14 protein-coding genes are annotated in these 14,554 nt (G+C 52.8%); 3 read left to right on the top strand and 11 right to left on the bottom strand.

Annotated elements, in window-relative coordinates:
* Positions 1-3: 3 nt before the first annotated feature.
* The 4 genes from prfB to xerD all read right to left on the bottom strand — a co-directional run bounded on the left by prfB (position 4) and on the right by xerD (position 4,563).
* A protein-coding gene (prfB, locus tag ACJHW7_RS17385) for a peptide chain release factor 2 (RefSeq protein WP_001701073.1) occupies positions 4-1,102 on the bottom strand; the annotation gives its coding sequence in 2 pieces (ribosomal slippage) (positions 4-1,026 and positions 1,028-1,102; 1,098 coding nt in all).
* Positions 1,103-1,192: 90 nt separating this feature from the next.
* Positions 1,193-2,926 (bottom strand): single-stranded-DNA-specific exonuclease RecJ, encoded by a 1,734-nt coding sequence (gene recJ / locus ACJHW7_RS17380; RefSeq protein WP_000813200.1) that lies wholly within the window; start codon positions 2,924-2,926, stop codon positions 1,193-1,195.
* Between the two features lie 5 nt (positions 2,927-2,931).
* Positions 2,932-3,642, bottom strand: coding sequence for a bifunctional protein-disulfide isomerase/oxidoreductase DsbC (gene dsbC, locus ACJHW7_RS17375; RefSeq protein WP_000715213.1), 711 nt, complete (start codon positions 3,640-3,642; stop codon positions 2,932-2,934).
* Between the two features lie 24 nt (positions 3,643-3,666).
* Complete coding sequence (gene xerD / locus ACJHW7_RS17370; RefSeq protein WP_000806638.1) at positions 3,667-4,563, bottom strand: site-specific tyrosine recombinase XerD; 897 nt, start codon at positions 4,561-4,563, stop codon at positions 3,667-3,669.
* A 111-nt stretch (positions 4,564-4,674) separates the two neighbouring features.
* On the opposite strand from xerD, the gene fldB reads away from it, so the two are divergent.
* Positions 4,675-5,196, top strand: a complete 522-nt coding sequence (fldB, locus tag ACJHW7_RS17365; protein WP_001055874.1) for a flavodoxin FldB — start codon at positions 4,675-4,677, stop codon at positions 5,194-5,196.
* Positions 5,197-5,235: 39 nt separating this feature from the next.
* Here the strand turns inward: fldB and ACJHW7_RS17360 are convergent, their stop codons facing one another.
* Positions 5,236-5,643 carry a protein YgfX gene (locus ACJHW7_RS17360; protein WP_000244777.1) on the bottom strand — a complete coding sequence of 136 codons (408 nt, stop codon included), beginning with the start codon at positions 5,641-5,643 and terminating at the stop codon, positions 5,236-5,238.
* On the bottom strand, positions 5,624-5,890 hold the full coding sequence (gene sdhE / locus ACJHW7_RS17355) for an FAD assembly factor SdhE (RefSeq protein WP_000354046.1): 267 nt from the start codon (positions 5,888-5,890) through the stop codon (positions 5,624-5,626). The genes ACJHW7_RS17360 and sdhE overlap by 20 nt, the downstream gene beginning before the upstream one ends.
* Before the next feature lie 242 nt (positions 5,891-6,132).
* Between sdhE and ygfZ the strand changes: the two genes are divergently transcribed.
* Positions 6,133-7,113 (top strand): tRNA-modifying protein YgfZ, encoded by a 981-nt coding sequence (gene ygfZ / locus ACJHW7_RS17350; RefSeq protein WP_001625883.1) that lies wholly within the window; start codon positions 6,133-6,135, stop codon positions 7,111-7,113.
* Between the two features lie 76 nt (positions 7,114-7,189).
* On the opposite strand, the gene trhA is transcribed toward ygfZ, so the two are convergent.
* Positions 7,190-7,849, bottom strand: coding sequence for a PAQR family membrane homeostasis protein TrhA (gene trhA, locus ACJHW7_RS17345; protein WP_000250274.1), 660 nt, complete (start codon positions 7,847-7,849; stop codon positions 7,190-7,192).
* A gap of 163 nt (positions 7,850-8,012) precedes the next feature.
* Positions 8,013-8,324: a N(4)-acetylcytidine aminohydrolase gene (yqfB, locus tag ACJHW7_RS17340; protein ID WP_001182957.1), complete on the bottom strand. Its 312-nt coding sequence runs from the start codon at positions 8,322-8,324 to the stop codon at positions 8,013-8,015.
* Positions 8,325-8,368: 44 nt separating this feature from the next.
* Here yqfB and bglA point away from each other — a divergent pair, with 44 nt between their 5' ends.
* The gene (gene bglA, locus ACJHW7_RS17335) at positions 8,369-9,802 is read left to right on the top strand and encodes a 6-phospho-beta-glucosidase BglA (RefSeq protein ID WP_139251631.1); all 1,434 of its coding nucleotides are present in this window, start codon (positions 8,369-8,371) and stop codon (positions 9,800-9,802) included.
* Positions 9,803-9,967: 165 nt separating this feature from the next.
* Here the strand turns inward: bglA and gcvP are convergent, their stop codons facing one another.
* The 3 genes from gcvP to gcvT all read right to left on the bottom strand — a co-directional run bounded on the left by gcvP (position 9,968) and on the right by gcvT (position 14,466).
* Entirely contained in the window at positions 9,968-12,841 is a 2,874-nt protein-coding gene (gene gcvP / locus ACJHW7_RS17330) for an aminomethyl-transferring glycine dehydrogenase (RefSeq protein ID WP_000195016.1), read from the bottom strand.
* 117 nt (positions 12,842-12,958) lie between these two features.
* Positions 12,959-13,348: a glycine cleavage system protein GcvH gene (gene gcvH / locus ACJHW7_RS17325; protein ID WP_001307993.1), complete on the bottom strand. Its 390-nt coding sequence runs from the start codon at positions 13,346-13,348 to the stop codon at positions 12,959-12,961.
* Between the two features lie 23 nt (positions 13,349-13,371).
* A complete protein-coding gene (gene gcvT / locus ACJHW7_RS17320; RefSeq protein ID WP_000068709.1) occupies positions 13,372-14,466 on the bottom strand; it encodes a glycine cleavage system aminomethyltransferase GcvT in 1,095 nt (364 codons plus the stop codon).
* Positions 14,467-14,554: the final 88 nt, after the last annotated feature.

Below are 14,554 nucleotides of genomic sequence, written 5' to 3'. Positions count from 1 at the left end.
TCCTCATAACCCTGCTTTCAAACTTGCTTCGATAAATTGATCCAGGCTGCCGTCCAGCACGGCCTGCGTGTTGCGGGTTTCTACCCCGGTGCGCAGATCTTTAATGCGGGAGTCATCAAGGACATAAGAACGAATCTGGCTGCCCCAGCCGATGTCGGATTTGTTATCTTCCATCGCCTGTTTCTCGGCATTTTTCTTCTGCATCTCCAGTTCATAAAGCTTCGCTTTCATCTGCTTCATGGCCTGGTCTTTGTTCTTGTGCTGGGAACGGTCGTTCTGGCACTGGGTCACGATCCCGGTTGGGATGTGAGTAATACGCACCGCAGATTCGGTACGGTTAACGTGCTGACCGCCCGCGCCGGACGCGCGATAAACGTCAATGCGCAGATCCGCCGGGTTGATTTCGATATCAATATCGTCATCGACTTCCGGGTAAACAAACGCGGAGCTGAACGACGTATGGCGACGACCGCCGGAGTCAAACGGGCTTTTACGCACCAGGCGGTGAACGCCGGTTTCTGTACGCAGCCAGCCGTAAGCGTAATCGCCGGAGATTTTGATAGTCACGGATTTAATACCCGCCACTTCACCTTCCGACTCTTCGATGATTTCAGTTTTGAAACCACGCGATTCTGCCCAGCGCAGATACATACGCTCAAGCATGCTCGCCCAGTCCTGTGCTTCCGTACCGCCAGACCCCGCCTGAATATCGAGGTAGCAGTCGGCGCTGTCATATTCGCCAGAGAACATACGGCGGAACTCAAGCTGCGCCAGTTTTTCTTCCAGGGCGTCGAGTTCAGCAACGGCTTCGTTAAAGGTTTCTTCGTCGTCAGCTTCTACAGCCAGTTCCAGCAGACCAGAAACATCTTCCAGCCCCTGTTTCATTTGGTCGAGGGTGTCGACAACGGCTTCGAGGGAGGAACGCTCTTTACCCAGCGCCTGTGCGCGTTCGGGTTCGTTCCAGACATCCGGCTGTTCCAGCTCGGCGTTTACTTCTTCCAGACGCTCTTTCTTGGCGTCGTAGTCAAAGATACCCCCTAAGAACGTCGGAGCGTTCCGTGAGGTCCTGAATGCGATTATTTACCGGATTAATTTCAAACATGGTCTGATTTCTTTTATTGAGCTAGTCAAAATGCGGTGATAAGAGCGGGATTGTACCCAATCCACGCTCTTTTTTATAGAGAAGATGACGCTAAATTGGCCAGATATTGTCGATGATAATTTGCAGGCTGCGGTTGCCGCGAAACTCGTTGATATCGAGCTTATAAGCCAGTTGCACTTCACGCACGCCGTTATCCGGCCAGAGGGCGGTATCGACATTAAAAGCAATACCATCCAGCAGTGGACCGCCGCCGACCGGTTCGACCATCACCTTCAAATGACGTTCGCCCACCAGCCGCTGTTGCAGCAGACGGAAATGACCGTCAAACAGCGGCTCCGGGAACATCTGCCCCCACGGGCCAGCATCGCGCAGCAGCTGCGCCACTTCCATGGTCATTTCGGCCGGGCTTAACGGACCGTCTGATACCACTTCGCCTTGCAATAGCGAAGGGTCCAGCCACTCAGTAACCAGTTCGCCAAACCGTTGTTGAAAGAGTTTGAATTTATCCTCTTCCAGCGACAAACCCGCCGCCATCGCATGACCGCCAAACTTCAGCATCATGCCAGGGTAGAGTGTGTCTAATCGCTCCAGCGCATCACGCATATGCAGCCCCTGAATGGAGCGACCGGAACCTTTCAGCGTACCGTCACCTGCTGGCGCAAACGCGATAACCGGACGGTGAAAACGCTCTTTGATGCGCGAAGCCAGAATACCGACAACGCCCTGATGCCATTCGGGGTGATACATTGCCAGCCCGCCGGGTAGCGTGTCACGGCTGCGCTCCAGTTTCTCGCACAGGGTCAGGGCTTCAATTTGCATTCCTTGTTCGATCTCTTTTCGCGTCTGGTTTAGCGCATCGAGTTCATTTGCCAGCACGCGCGCTTCGCCGATGTTGTCGCACAACAACAGCGCCACACCGACGGACATATCGTCCAGTCGTCCGGCAGCATTGAGACGTGGCCCCAGCGCAAAACCTAAATCGCTGGCGGCGAGTTTTTGTGCATCACGGTTTGCCACTTCAAGCAGCGCTTTAATCCCCGGACGGCACTTTCCGGCTCGGATGCGACTCATCCCCTGCCAGGTCAGAATGCGATTATTAGCGTCCAGCGGCACGACGTCCGCCACTGTCCCCAGCGCGACCAGATCCAGCAGTTCTGCCAGGTTAGGAATTGCGATGTTACGCTCATCAAACCAGCCCTGATCGCGCAAAAAGGTACGCAGCGCCAGCATCAGATAAAACGCCACACCCACGCCTGCCAGTGATTTCGACGGGAAATTACAGTCGCGCAAGTTAGGGTTAATGATCGCTTCCGCTGCGGGTAATGTGTCGCCTGGCAAATGGTGATCGGTAACAATAACCGGGATGCCCAACGAGCGAGCGTGCTCAACCCCCGCATGGGAGGAAATACCGTTATCCACCGTGACAATTAACTGCGCGCCACGGGCATGGGCCTGATCGACCACTTCCGGGCTTAAGCCGTAACCGTCTTCGAAACGGTTTGGTACCAGGTAGTCGATATTGCTGCAACCAAGCGAGCGCATCGCCAGCACGCTTAGAGCCGTGCTGGTGGCACCGTCGGCGTCGAAATCACCGACCACAATAATCCGCGTTCCTTCGCGAAAGGCGTTGTAAAGGATCTCAACGGCCTTTTCGACACCGCTCAGTTGCTGCCAGGGCAGCATACCTTTAACACTGCGTTCCAGTTCTTGCGCACTGCGTACTCCTCGGCTGGCGTATAAACGGCGCAGCAAGGGAGGCAATTCAGCGGGCAAGTCTGCCGTTTCATCGACTTCACGGCGACGAAGTTGTATCTGTTGTTTCACGCGAATTATTTACCGCTGGTCATTTTTTGGTGTTCGTCGAGGAATTCTTTCATGTCTTTCGGCGGCTGGTAACCCGGAACAAGTGTGCCATTGCTCAGCACAACTGCCGGAGTACCGCTAACGCCAAGCTGGACGCCAAGTGCGTAATGGTCGGCAATATCCACGTCGCAGCTGGCTGGTGCGACGCTTTTACCTGCCATCACATCATCAAACGCTTTGTTTTTGTCTTTCGCACACCAGATAGCTTTCATTTCTTTCTCAGCATCGCTATCCAGCCCCTGGCGCGGGAAAGCAAGATAACGCACGGTGATCCCCAGCGCGTTGTAGTCTGCCATTTGCTCATGCAGTTTGTGGCAGTAACCACAGGTAATATCAGTAAACACGGTGATGACGTGTTTTTCCTGCGGCGCTTTATAAACGATCATCTCTTTTTCAAGCGCATTCAACTGCTTTAACAGCATCTTATTGGTGACATTGACCGGAGCCGTGCCGCTAACGTCATACATTGGCCCCTGAATGATATGTTTACCATCATCGGTGATGTACAACACACCGCTGTTAGTCAGAACTGTCTTCATGCCAGCTACGGGCGCGGGCTGAATATCGCTGCTTTTGATGCCCATTTTGGCTAACGTTTGTTGAATTGCCGCGTCATCAGCCTGAGCAAAGCCTGAAAACGCCGCTAACAAAGTAAACAACATAAAACCTTTCTTCATAAATCTTCCCGTTCTTTTCAGACATCACGCCCGCGGGTGATGCTGTTGATGAAGTTGCCGCAGACGCTCGGTAGCGACATGCGTATAAATTTGCGTGGTGGAAAGATCGCTGTGGCCCAGTAGCATCTGCACCACGCGTAAATCCGCACCATGATTTAATAAATGAGTGGCAAAAGCGTGACGCAACACATGCGGTGACAGCTTTTCGCTGTCGATACCCGCCAGCACGGCATAATGTTTAATGCGGTGCCAGAAGGTCTGTCGCGTCATCTGCTGCGCACGCTGACTGGGAAATAACACGTCAATTGACACACCATTCAGCAGCCACGGACGCCCATGTTCCAGATAGGTTTCCAGCCAGTAAACCGCCTCTTCACCTAACGGCACCAGGCGCTCTTTGTTGCCTTTACCAATGACCCGCACTACGCCCTGACGCAGGCTGATATCACTCATTGTCAGTCCGACCAGTTCAGAGACACGCAGCCCGGTAGCATACAACACTTCAAGCATGGCTTTATCGCGTAGCTCCAGTGGCTGATCAATTAATGGTGCCTGTAATAAACGTTCGACCTGCGCTTCGCTTAAATCTTTTGGCAAACGCTGGGGCAATTTCGGTGAAGCGAGATGCGCACTGGGATCGTCTTCACGAAACTTTTCGCGATAAAGATACTGGAACAATCGGCGCACTGCACTCAGCAAACGCGCTGAGCTGGTGGCTTTATACCCGCCCTCCAGCCGTTCTGCCAGTAATGCCTGCAAATCGTCACTTTGCGCCGTCGCCAACGTCAACCCGCGGTGATGCAACCACTCCACCATCATTGACAGATCGCGACGGTAAGCGTTCAACGTATTTTCAGCCAGATTTTTTTCCAGCCACAGAGCATCAAGAAACTGCTCGATGCGTGCCAGATCCTGTTTCACTTGCGCCCCTTATGGTCACTCATTTGATCCATTATGCCTTATTGTGCCGTGACTAAAGCGATTCTGATACACTAGCCGCAAAAGCCACAGCAGAATCGAGAAGCTTACGTTATGAATATGGGTCTTTTTTACGGTTCCAGCACCTGTTACACCGAAATGGCGGCAGAAAAAATCCGCGATATTATCGGCCCAGAACTGGTGACCTTACATAACCTCAAGGACGACTCCCCGAAATTAATGGAGCAGTACGATGTGCTCATTCTGGGTATCCCGACCTGGGATTTTGGCGAAATCCAGGAAGACTGGGAAGCCGTCTGGGATCAGCTCGACGACCTGAACCTCGAAGGTAAAATTGTTGCGCTGTATGGGCTTGGCGATCAACTCGGGTACGGTGAATGGTTCCTCGATGCGCTAGGGATGCTGCATGACAAACTTTCTACCAAAGGCGTGAAGTTCGTCGGCTACTGGCCAACGGAAGGATATGAATTTACCAGCCCGAAACCGGTGATTGCTGACGGGCAACTGTTCGTGGGTCTGGCGCTGGATGAAACTAACCAGTATGACCTTAGCGACGAGCGTATTCAGAGCTGGTGCGAGCAAATCCTCAACGAAATGGCAGAGCATTACGCCTGATGTCACTGACGGCTTAGCGCATATGCTTTGCCGTCATCTTTATCTTTGCGTCTCTTGTTGCAACAAAATCCGCCGTAAATCCCGCCATTCGGCTTCGTCCATGCTGTCGGCTGCCAGCCATAAATGTTGCCGTTTACCGCCATCAGAACGTAAACGCAGCATCATGCCGCTCTTAATCATCCACGGTGCTTTGACGATGCTCCACTCCTGCCCTTGCCAACGCAAACGCCCGTCCATCAACAAGCGAATTTCCCCCTGGCGAGCATTAATACGCCGCTGGCTGCGAACGCAATCAAACACCACCAGCGAAAGTAACACCATCCATAACGGGGTGTAACTGAGCGGCCAGGGCATGAGTAAAATAACAGCGGCAACCAGCCCATGAATCAGCAAGGAAAGCCACTGCGCGCGCCAGGAGACGCGCAAATCAGATTGCCACAGGACCACGTTCCCGGTTCCGTGTCTGGATGAGTCGGACCATCATTTCCAGTTCTGCATCGGCCGGTTTACCGTGATTCATCAGCCAGTTAAACAGGTCTGGATCGTCACATTCCAGCAGACGAATAAAGATGCGTTTTTCGTCATCGCTTAAGCTGTCGTACTCATGTTCGAAAAACGGCATGATTGAAATATCGAGTTCGCGCATACCACGGCGGCATGCCCAATGAATGCGGGCTTTGTTGTTAATGTCCATCGTCTTCCTGTCTCACGAAAATCCAGTACCCCGCTATTGTAACGTGTTTTTCGACTTCTTTTACGGGAATATCAGTAAACACAATCGCGATCGCGAAATTAATTCACAACAATTCAAGGGCTTCATTTTTTTGGAAGTCGCCTCGCAGAAGGCACAGATCGCGTAGTGAAAGCACTTGCATTGCCTCATAGCTCTTTTACCATTAGTTATTAATACGCCGTTAAGCAACTCAGGACTCTATTATGGCTTTTACACCTTTTCCTCCACGTCAGCCTACGGCTTCTGCCCGTTTACCGCTGACGCTGATGACGCTTGATGACTGGGCGCTTGCCACCATTACTGGCGCGGACAGCGAAAAATATATGCAGGGCCAGGTGACAGCAGATGTCAGCCAGATGACAGAAAATCAGCACCTGCTCGCCGCCCATTGCGACGCCAAAGGTAAAATGTGGAGCAATTTACGTCTGTTCCGCGACGGCGATGGCTTTGCGTGGATTGAACGGCGCAGCGTGCGTGAACCGCAGCTGACTGAACTGAAAAAATATGCGGTGTTCTCTAAAGTGACCATCGCGCCAGACGACGAGCGTGTGCTGCTTGGTGTTGCCGGTTTTCAGGCGCGCGCCGCGCTGGCCAATCTCTTTAGTGAACTACCTTCGAGAGAAAAACAGGTAGTTAAAGAAGGCGCGACCACTTTGCTATGGTTTGAACACCCGGCAGAACGTTTCCTGATCGTAACCGATGAAGCTACTGCCAATATGCTGACCGATAAACTGCGCGGTGAAGCGGAACTGAACAATAGCCAACAGTGGCTGGCATTAAACATTGAAGCGGGTTTCCCGGTGATTGATGCCGCGAACAGCGGGCAGTTTATCCCACAGGCGACCAATCTCCAGGCGCTGGGCGGTATCAGCTTTAAGAAAGGCTGTTATACCGGACAAGAGATGGTGGCGCGAGCAAAATTCCGTGGTGCCAATAAACGTGCGCTCTGGTTGCTGACAGGTAGTGCCAGCCGACTGCCGGAAGCTGGTGAAGACTTAGAGCTGAAAATGGGCGAGAACTGGCGTCGTACCGGTACAGTGCTGGCTGCGGTAAAACTGGAAGATGGTCAGGTCGTGGTACAGGTAGTGATGAATAACGATATGGAACCGGACAGCATCTTCCGCGTACGTGACGATGCGAATACATTGCATATCGAGCCGCTGCCGTATTCGCTCGAAGAGTAAATCTCTGTGTCGCATCAGGCATTTATCGCCTGATGCGACGCTGGCGCGTCTTATCAGGCCTACAAAGGCATACCCATTACGCCTGCCCAATATACAAATAGATCGCCAGAAAGTGGCACACACTACCGCCGAGCACGAAGCCGTGCCAGATGGCATGGTTGTATGGAATGCGTTTGCAGACGTAGAAAATCACCCCGAGCGAATAAACCACGCCGCCTACCGCCAGTAAGGTAACGCTGCCCGCCGCGAGCTTAACTGCCATTTCATAAATTACCACCAGCGACAGCCAGCCCATCGCCAGATAAGTCACCAGAGATAAAATTTTGAATCGGTGCGCGATGGTCAGTTTGAACAGAATCCCCAGCAATGCCAGGCTCCAGATAACAATCATCAACCCGCGCGCTAACGGAGAATCCAGCCCCACCAGCAAAAACGGCGTGTAGGTTCCGGCAATCAACAGGTAAATAGCGCAATGGTCAAATTTCTTCAGCCACATTTTTGCCCGTTGATGAGGAATGGCGTGATAGAGCGTCGAAGCGAGGAACAGCAGGATCATACTGCCGCCATAGAGGCTGTAGCTGGTTATCGCTGTGGCGCTGGCATTGAGATCCACCGCCTGAACCAGTAGCAACACCAGCCCAACGATACCAAACACCAACCCAATGCCGTGACTGACGCTGTTGGCAATTTCCTCTGCCAGCGAATATCCCTGCTTAATGAGGGGCTTCTGAACCATAACTTACTCCGGAGAAACGTACACGCACATGTATACCTCTCCAGCGTAACTGAGAATAGTTCCAGTGAACACCTGTTAGCTAAAATAAATTCTGATTTGAGACTAATCTCCTAAAAATCATGAAATTAAATGCGAAATTTCAACTAACAGGCGTGAGTTCAATTTAAAGACATTTAAATTCAATCACATAAAACTGTGTCTGACCGGGATAGATGTCGGCAATGACCTTTTTCAGTTCAGTCAGGGTCATATTTTCCTGCTCTGCATGTTTTTCCGTCAGCGTATCCAGCGTTACGGTTGAGGTTGCGGTGACTTCAATCGTGCAAAAATAACCGTCATCTTCAAAACGCCCGACACGAAGCACATCACCCGTTTTGAAGTGCGATTCAGACTCGTCGCGGATGGTGATGGTTTTACGCCCAGCCAGAATGTCATCCTGGAAACGTTGAAAAAAAGTGATGTCGTTTGGCTGCATGGTACTATTTCCTGTAAGAATTGACTCATCTGGAGCCTATGATAGTGAAAAAACTCACCTTACCGAAAGATTTCTTATGGGGCGGCGCAGTTGCCGCTCATCAGGTCGAAGGCGGCTGGAACAAAGGCGGCAAAGGGCCGAGCATTTGTGACGTTCTGACCGGTGGCGCACACGGCGTGCCGCGCGAAATCACCAAAGAAGTCTTGCCAGGAAAATACTATCCAAACCATGAAGCCGTTGATTTTTATGGTCACTACAAGGAAGACATCAAGCTATTTGCCGAAATGGGCTTCAAATGTTTTCGTACATCCATCGCCTGGACGCGCATTTTTCCAAAAGGCGATGAAGCTCAGCCAAACGAAGAAGGGCTGAAGTTTTACGACTCTCTGTTCGATGAATTGCTGAAATACAACATCGAACCAGTGATCACCCTCTCCCACTTTGAAATGCCGCTGCATCTGGTGCAGCAATACGGTAGCTGGACCAACCGTAAAGTGGTTGATTTCTTTGTCCGTTTCGCGGAAGTGGTATTTGAACGCTATAAGCATAAAGTCAAATACTGGATGACCTTCAACGAAATTAACAACCAGCGTAACTGGCGTGCACCGCTGTTCGGTTACTGCTGCTCCGGCGTGGTTTATACCGAGCATGAGAACCCGGAAGAGACGATGTATCAGGTGCTGCATCACCAGTTTGTCGCCAGCGCCCTGGCGGTGAAAGCTGTGCGTCGCATTAACCCGGAGATGAAAGTCGGCTGTATGCTGGCGATGGTGCCGCTCTATCCTTACTCCTGTAACCCGGACGATGTGATGTTCGCTCAGGAGTCGATGCGCGAACGCTACGTCTTTACCGATGTGCAGCTACGCGGCTATTACCCGTCCTATGTGTTGAACGAGTGGGAGCGTCGCGGATTTAACATCAAAATGGAAGATGGCGATCTCGATATACTGCGCGAAGGCACCTGCGATTATCTTGGTTTCAGCTATTACATGACCAACGCAGTGAAGGCCGAAGGCGGCACCGGCGATGCTATCTCTGGTTTTGAAGGCAGCGTACCAAACCCGTATGTTAAAGCGTCTGACTGGGGCTGGCAGATTGACCCTGTGGGTCTGCGTTACGCGCTTTGCGAACTGTATGAGCGTTACCAGAAGCCGCTGTTTATTGTCGAAAACGGTTTTGGCGCTTACGACAAAGTGGAAGAAGATGGCAGCATCAACGACGACTACCGCATTGACTACCTGCGCGCCCATATCGAAGAGATGAAAAAAGCGGTGACTTACGATGGCGTGGATCTGATGGGCTACACACCGTGGGGCTGCATCGACTGCGTGTCGTTCACCACCGGGCAGTACAGCAAACGCTACGGCTTTATCTATGTGAATAAACATGACGACGGTACTGGCGATATGTCGCGTTCACGTAAGAAGAGCTTTAACTGGTACAAAGAGGTGATTGCCAGCAACGGCGAGAATCTGTAATTAGCCGATGTGCCTGATGCGATACGCTCATCAGGCCTGGCACTCTTTTAATATATTGAGCTCGCAAGATTTTATATTACGCCTCAGCCGAAACACACAAAGCGCACTTTATTAACAAGCTAAAAAGGCGCCGAAGCGCCTTTAGAAGATAGTCGAATCAGTGAATTACTGGTATTCGCTAATCGGTACGCAGGAGCAGAACAGGTTACGGTCGCCGTAAACATCATCCAGACGTTTCACCGTCGGCCAGTATTTGTCTGCCACGCCTGCCGGGAATACCGCAACTTCACGGCTGTACGGATGCGCCCACTCGGCGACCAGTTCGCTCTGAATGTGCGGCGCGTTCACCAGCGGGTTATCTTCCAGCGGCCAGACACCGGCTTTCACCTGGTCAATTTCTGCGCGGATAGCCAGCATCGCGTCGATAAAGCGATCCAGTTCCACTTTGCTTTCAGATTCAGTCGGTTCAACCATCAGCGTACCCGCCACCGGGAACGACATCGTCGGCGCGTGGAAACCGTAGTCGATCAGGCGCTTGGCAATATCCAGCTCGCTGATGCCGGTTTCTTCTTTCAGCGGGCGAATATCGAGAATACATTCGTGCGCCACGCGACCGTCGCGACCGGTATACAGCACTGGGAAGGCATCCTGCAGGCGGCTGGCAATATAGTTGGCGTTGAGGATTGCCACCTGGCTTGCTTTTTTCAGCCCTTCTGCGCCCATCATGCGGATGTACATCCAGCTGATTGGCAGGATAGAGGCGCTACCGAACGGTGCCGCAGAAACCGCGCCCTGACGGGTTAACATGCCTTCGATTTGCACCACGCTATGACCCGGTACAAACGGAGCCAGATGCGCTTTCACGCCGATCGGTCCCATACCCGGACCACCACCGCCGTGCGGAATGCAGAAAGTTTTATGCAGGTTAAGGTGTGAAACGTCTGCGCCAATAAAGCCCGGCGAGGTGATGCCAACCTGGGCGTTCATGTTCGCGCCATCAAGGTAAACCTGACCGCCGAACTGATGCACGACTTCACACACTTCACGGATCGTTTCTTCATACACGCCGTGGGTGGAAGGATAGGTCACCATGATACAGGAGAGGTTATCGCCCGCCTGTTCCGCTTTCGCGCGCAGATCAGCCAGATCGATGTTGCCGTTTTTATCACATGCCACAACCACCACCTGCATTCCTGCCATATGTGCAGAAGCAGGGTTAGTGCCGTGCGCAGAAGCCGGGATCAGGCAGATATCGCGATGCCCTTCGTTGCGGCTTTCATGATAATGACGAATCGCCAACAGGCCCGCGTATTCGCCCTGTGCGCCAGAGTTCGGCTGCATACAAACGGCGTCGTAACCGGTCAGTTTCACCAGCCAGTCAGCCAGCTGCGCAATCATCTGCTGATAACCTTCGGCCTGCTCCGGCGGGCAGAACGGATGCAGTTCGGCAAATTCCGGCCAGGTGATTGGGATCATCTCGGCGGCGGCGTTCAGTTTCATGGTGCAGGAACCCAGCGGGATCATCGCCTGATTCAGCGCCAGATCTTTACGCTCCAGCGAGTGCATATAGCGCATCATTTCGGTTTCGCTGTGGTAGCGATTAAACACCGGATGGGTGAGGATTTCGTCGTCGCGCAGCATCGCAGGCTGGATAGAGCGGCTGTCGTGAGCCACGTCTTTGTCCAGCGTGTCGATGTCCAGCCCGTGATTATCCCCCAATAGTACGCTGAAAAGCTGCATCACGTTTTCGCGCGTGGTGGTTTCATCAAGGGTGATCCCCACCGCGTTCAGGATATCGCTACGCAGGTTGATTTCAGCCGCTTCGGCACGCGCCAGTACGCCCGCCTTGTCGGCCACTTCCACACACAGAGTGTCGAAATAGTGCGCATGGCGCAGCTTCAGACCTTTTTGTTGCAGGCCTGCCGCCAGGATATCGGTCAGACGGTGAATGCGGTTAGCGATACGTTTCAGGCCAATCGGGCCGTGATAAACGGCATACAGGCTGGCGATGTTTGCCAGCAGCACCTGGGAAGTACAAATGTTGGAGTTCGCTTTCTCACGACGAATATGTTGCTCGCGAGTCTGCATCGCCATGCGCAGCGCGGTATTGCCAGCTGCATCTTTCGATACACCGATAATACGGCCTGGCATTGAGCGTTTGTATTCGTCTTTCGCCGCAAAGAATGCCGCGTGTGGGCCACCGTAACCCATCGGTACGCCAAAGCGTTGCGCCGAACCAAAAACAATATCCGCGCCCTGTTTACCCGGCGCAGTTAACAGCACCAGCGCCATAATATCAGCGGCAACGCTGACCACAATTTTGCGTGATTTCAGTTCGCTGATAAGCGCAGTGTAGTCGTGAATTTCACCGGTAGTGCCAACCTGCTGTAACAGCACGCCGAAGACGTCCTGATGGTCGAGCACTTTTTGCGCATCATCGACAATCACTTCAAAACCAAAGGTTTCGGCACGAGTACGGACCACATCCAGCGTTTGCGGATGCACATCGGAAGCCACGAAGAAGCGGTTGGCATTTTTCAGTTTGCTGACGCGTTTCGCCATCGCCATTGCTTCGGCGGCAGCGGTGGCTTCGTCAAGAAGAGAAGCAGAGGCCATATCCAGCCCGGTTAAATCCAGCGTTACCTGCTGGAAATTGAGCAGTGCCTCAAGGCGGCCCTGCGAGACTTCAGGTTGATACGGAGTATACGCGGTATACCAGCCCGGATTTTCCAGCATGTTACGCAGGATAACCGGCGGTAACTGCACGGCGGTGTAACCCATGCCGATGTAAGACGTGAAGCGTTTATTGCGACTGGCAATAGCCTTGAGTTCCGCCAGCGCGGCGTATTCGGTCGCCGGTGCGCCAACCTGCGGCGGGGTCGCAAGCTGAATATCTTTCGGTACAATCTGGCCGGTCAGCGCGTTTAACGATTGTGCGCCAACGGCATTCAGCATTTCTTGCTGTTGCGCGGCGTCCGGTCCGATATGGCGTTCAATAAAAGCGCCGCTATTTTCAAGCTGGCTTAACGTCTGTGTCATGAGCGATGGTTCCTGAAACGTGCAGTGAATTGTGAACCTCTCTCCTTACGAAGAGAGTGAGGGTGAGGCGTAAATTTCCTCACCCTGATCCTCTCCCGCAGAAGAGGAATAAAGCCGTTACTCGTCTTCTAACAATGCTTCGTATGCGGTCGCATCCAGCAGTGATTCCAGTTCGCTTTCATCGCTGGCTTTGATTTTGAAAATCCAGCCGCCTGCATACGGTTCGCTGTTCACCAGTTCCGGGGAATCGCTCAGTACGTCGTTTACCGCCACGATTTCACCGCTTACTGGCGCATAAATGTCTGACGCCGCTTTTACCGATTCGGCAACCGCGCAGTCATCGCCCGCGCTAACCGTCGCGCCCACTTCCGGCAGGTCAACAAACACCATATCGCCTAACAGCTCCTGAGCGTGTTCAGTGATGCCAACGGTGTAAGTGCCGTCGGCTTCTTTACGCAGCCATTCGTGTTCTTTGCTGTATTTCAGTTCTGCTGGTACGTTGCTCATCAATCAATCTCCAAAAAAGTAAATCACGCGACGGCTTTGCCGTTACGCACAAAAACAGGTTTCGTCACTTTAACCGGCATTTCACGGTTGCGAATTTGCACAATCGCTGTTTCACCAATACCTTCCGGCACGCGCGCCAGCGCAATGCTGTAACCCAGCGTCGGGGAGAAAGTCCCGCTGGTGATAATGCCTTCATGCTGGTTGCCCTGCGCATCGGTAAAACGTACCGGCAGTTCATTACGCAGCACGCCTTTTTCGGTCATCACCAGACCAACCAGTTTTTCTGTACCATGCTCACGCTGCACTTCCAGGGCTTCACGACCGATGAAGTCACGATCTGCCGGTTCCCAGGCGATAGTCCAGCCCATATTGGCGGCTAAAGGAGAGATGGTTTCGTCCATCTCCTGACTATAAAGATTCATACCCGCTTCCAGACGCAGCGTGTCACGCGCGCCCAGGCCGCATGGCTTAACGCCCGCTTCCACCAGCGCGCGCCAGAAATCCGCCGCTTTTTCATTGGGCAGCGCAATTTCGTAGCCCGCTTCACCGGTATAACCAGTGGTGGCAATAAACAGATCGCCCGCCTGCACGCCAAAGAACGGTTTCATCCCTTCCACCGCCTGACGCTGGGCGTCATTAAACAGTGTGGCAGCTTTAGCCTGCGCATTCGGCCCTTGTACGGCGATCATGGAAAGGTCATCACGAACGGTAATTTCGATGCCGAAAGGTTCAGCGTGTTGGGTAATCCAGGAGAGGTCTTTTTCGCGGGTGGCGGAGTTAACAACGAGGCGGAAGAAATCTTCAGTAAAGTAGTAGACGATGAGGTCATCTATCACACCGCCAGAGGCATTCAACATCCCCGAGTAAAGGGCTTTGCCGCTTTTGGTGAGCTTCGCCACATCGTTCGCCAGCAGATAACGCAGAAACTCCCGGGTGCGGCTGCCGCGGAGATCGACGATGGTCATATGCGACACATCAAACATTCCGGCATCGGTACGTACCGCATGATGTTCGTCGATTTGCGAACCGTAATGCAGCGGCATCATCCAGCCGTGGAAATCCACCATGCGAGCGCCGCAAAGCGTGTGTTGTTCGTACAAAGGAGTCTGTTGTGCCATCTTGTCCTCATTGAATAAGCGGGGCTGACAACTTTTTCATGGTGAAATTATCACCACAAAACCCAGCATCGGAGCCACTCCCGGTCCC

It is taken from the genome of Escherichia sp. WS1152 (assembly GCF_046487665.1).
In the GTDB taxonomy this organism is placed as follows: Bacteria; Pseudomonadota; Gammaproteobacteria; order Enterobacterales; family Enterobacteriaceae; genus Escherichia; species Escherichia coli.
Note: the sequence above shows the minus strand (reverse complement) of the source record. Positions and strands in the feature narration are given on the sequence as shown.

Coding starts and splice junctions, on each gene's coding strand:
- dsbC (WP_000715213.1), bottom strand. CDS start 3,642: ATGAAGAAAGGTTTTATGTTGTTTACTTTGTTAGCGGCGTTTTCAGGC.
- fldB (WP_001055874.1), top strand. CDS start 4,675: ATGAATATGGGTCTTTTTTACGGTTCCAGCACCTGTTACACCGAAATG.
- sdhE (WP_000354046.1), bottom strand. CDS start 5,890: ATGGACATTAACAACAAAGCCCGCATTCATTGGGCATGCCGCCGTGGT.
- ygfZ (WP_001625883.1), top strand. CDS start 6,133: ATGGCTTTTACACCTTTTCCTCCACGTCAGCCTACGGCTTCTGCCCGT.
- trhA (WP_000250274.1), bottom strand. CDS start 7,849: ATGGTTCAGAAGCCCCTCATTAAGCAGGGATATTCGCTGGCAGAGGAA.
- yqfB (WP_001182957.1), bottom strand. CDS start 8,324: ATGCAGCCAAACGACATCACTTTTTTTCAACGTTTCCAGGATGACATT.
- gcvP (WP_000195016.1), bottom strand. CDS start 12,841: ATGACACAGACGTTAAGCCAGCTTGAAAATAGCGGCGCTTTTATTGAA.
- gcvH (WP_001307993.1), bottom strand. CDS start 13,348: ATGAGCAACGTACCAGCAGAACTGAAATACAGCAAAGAACACGAATGG.
- gcvT (WP_000068709.1), bottom strand. CDS start 14,466: ATGGCACAACAGACTCCTTTGTACGAACAACACACGCTTTGCGGCGCT.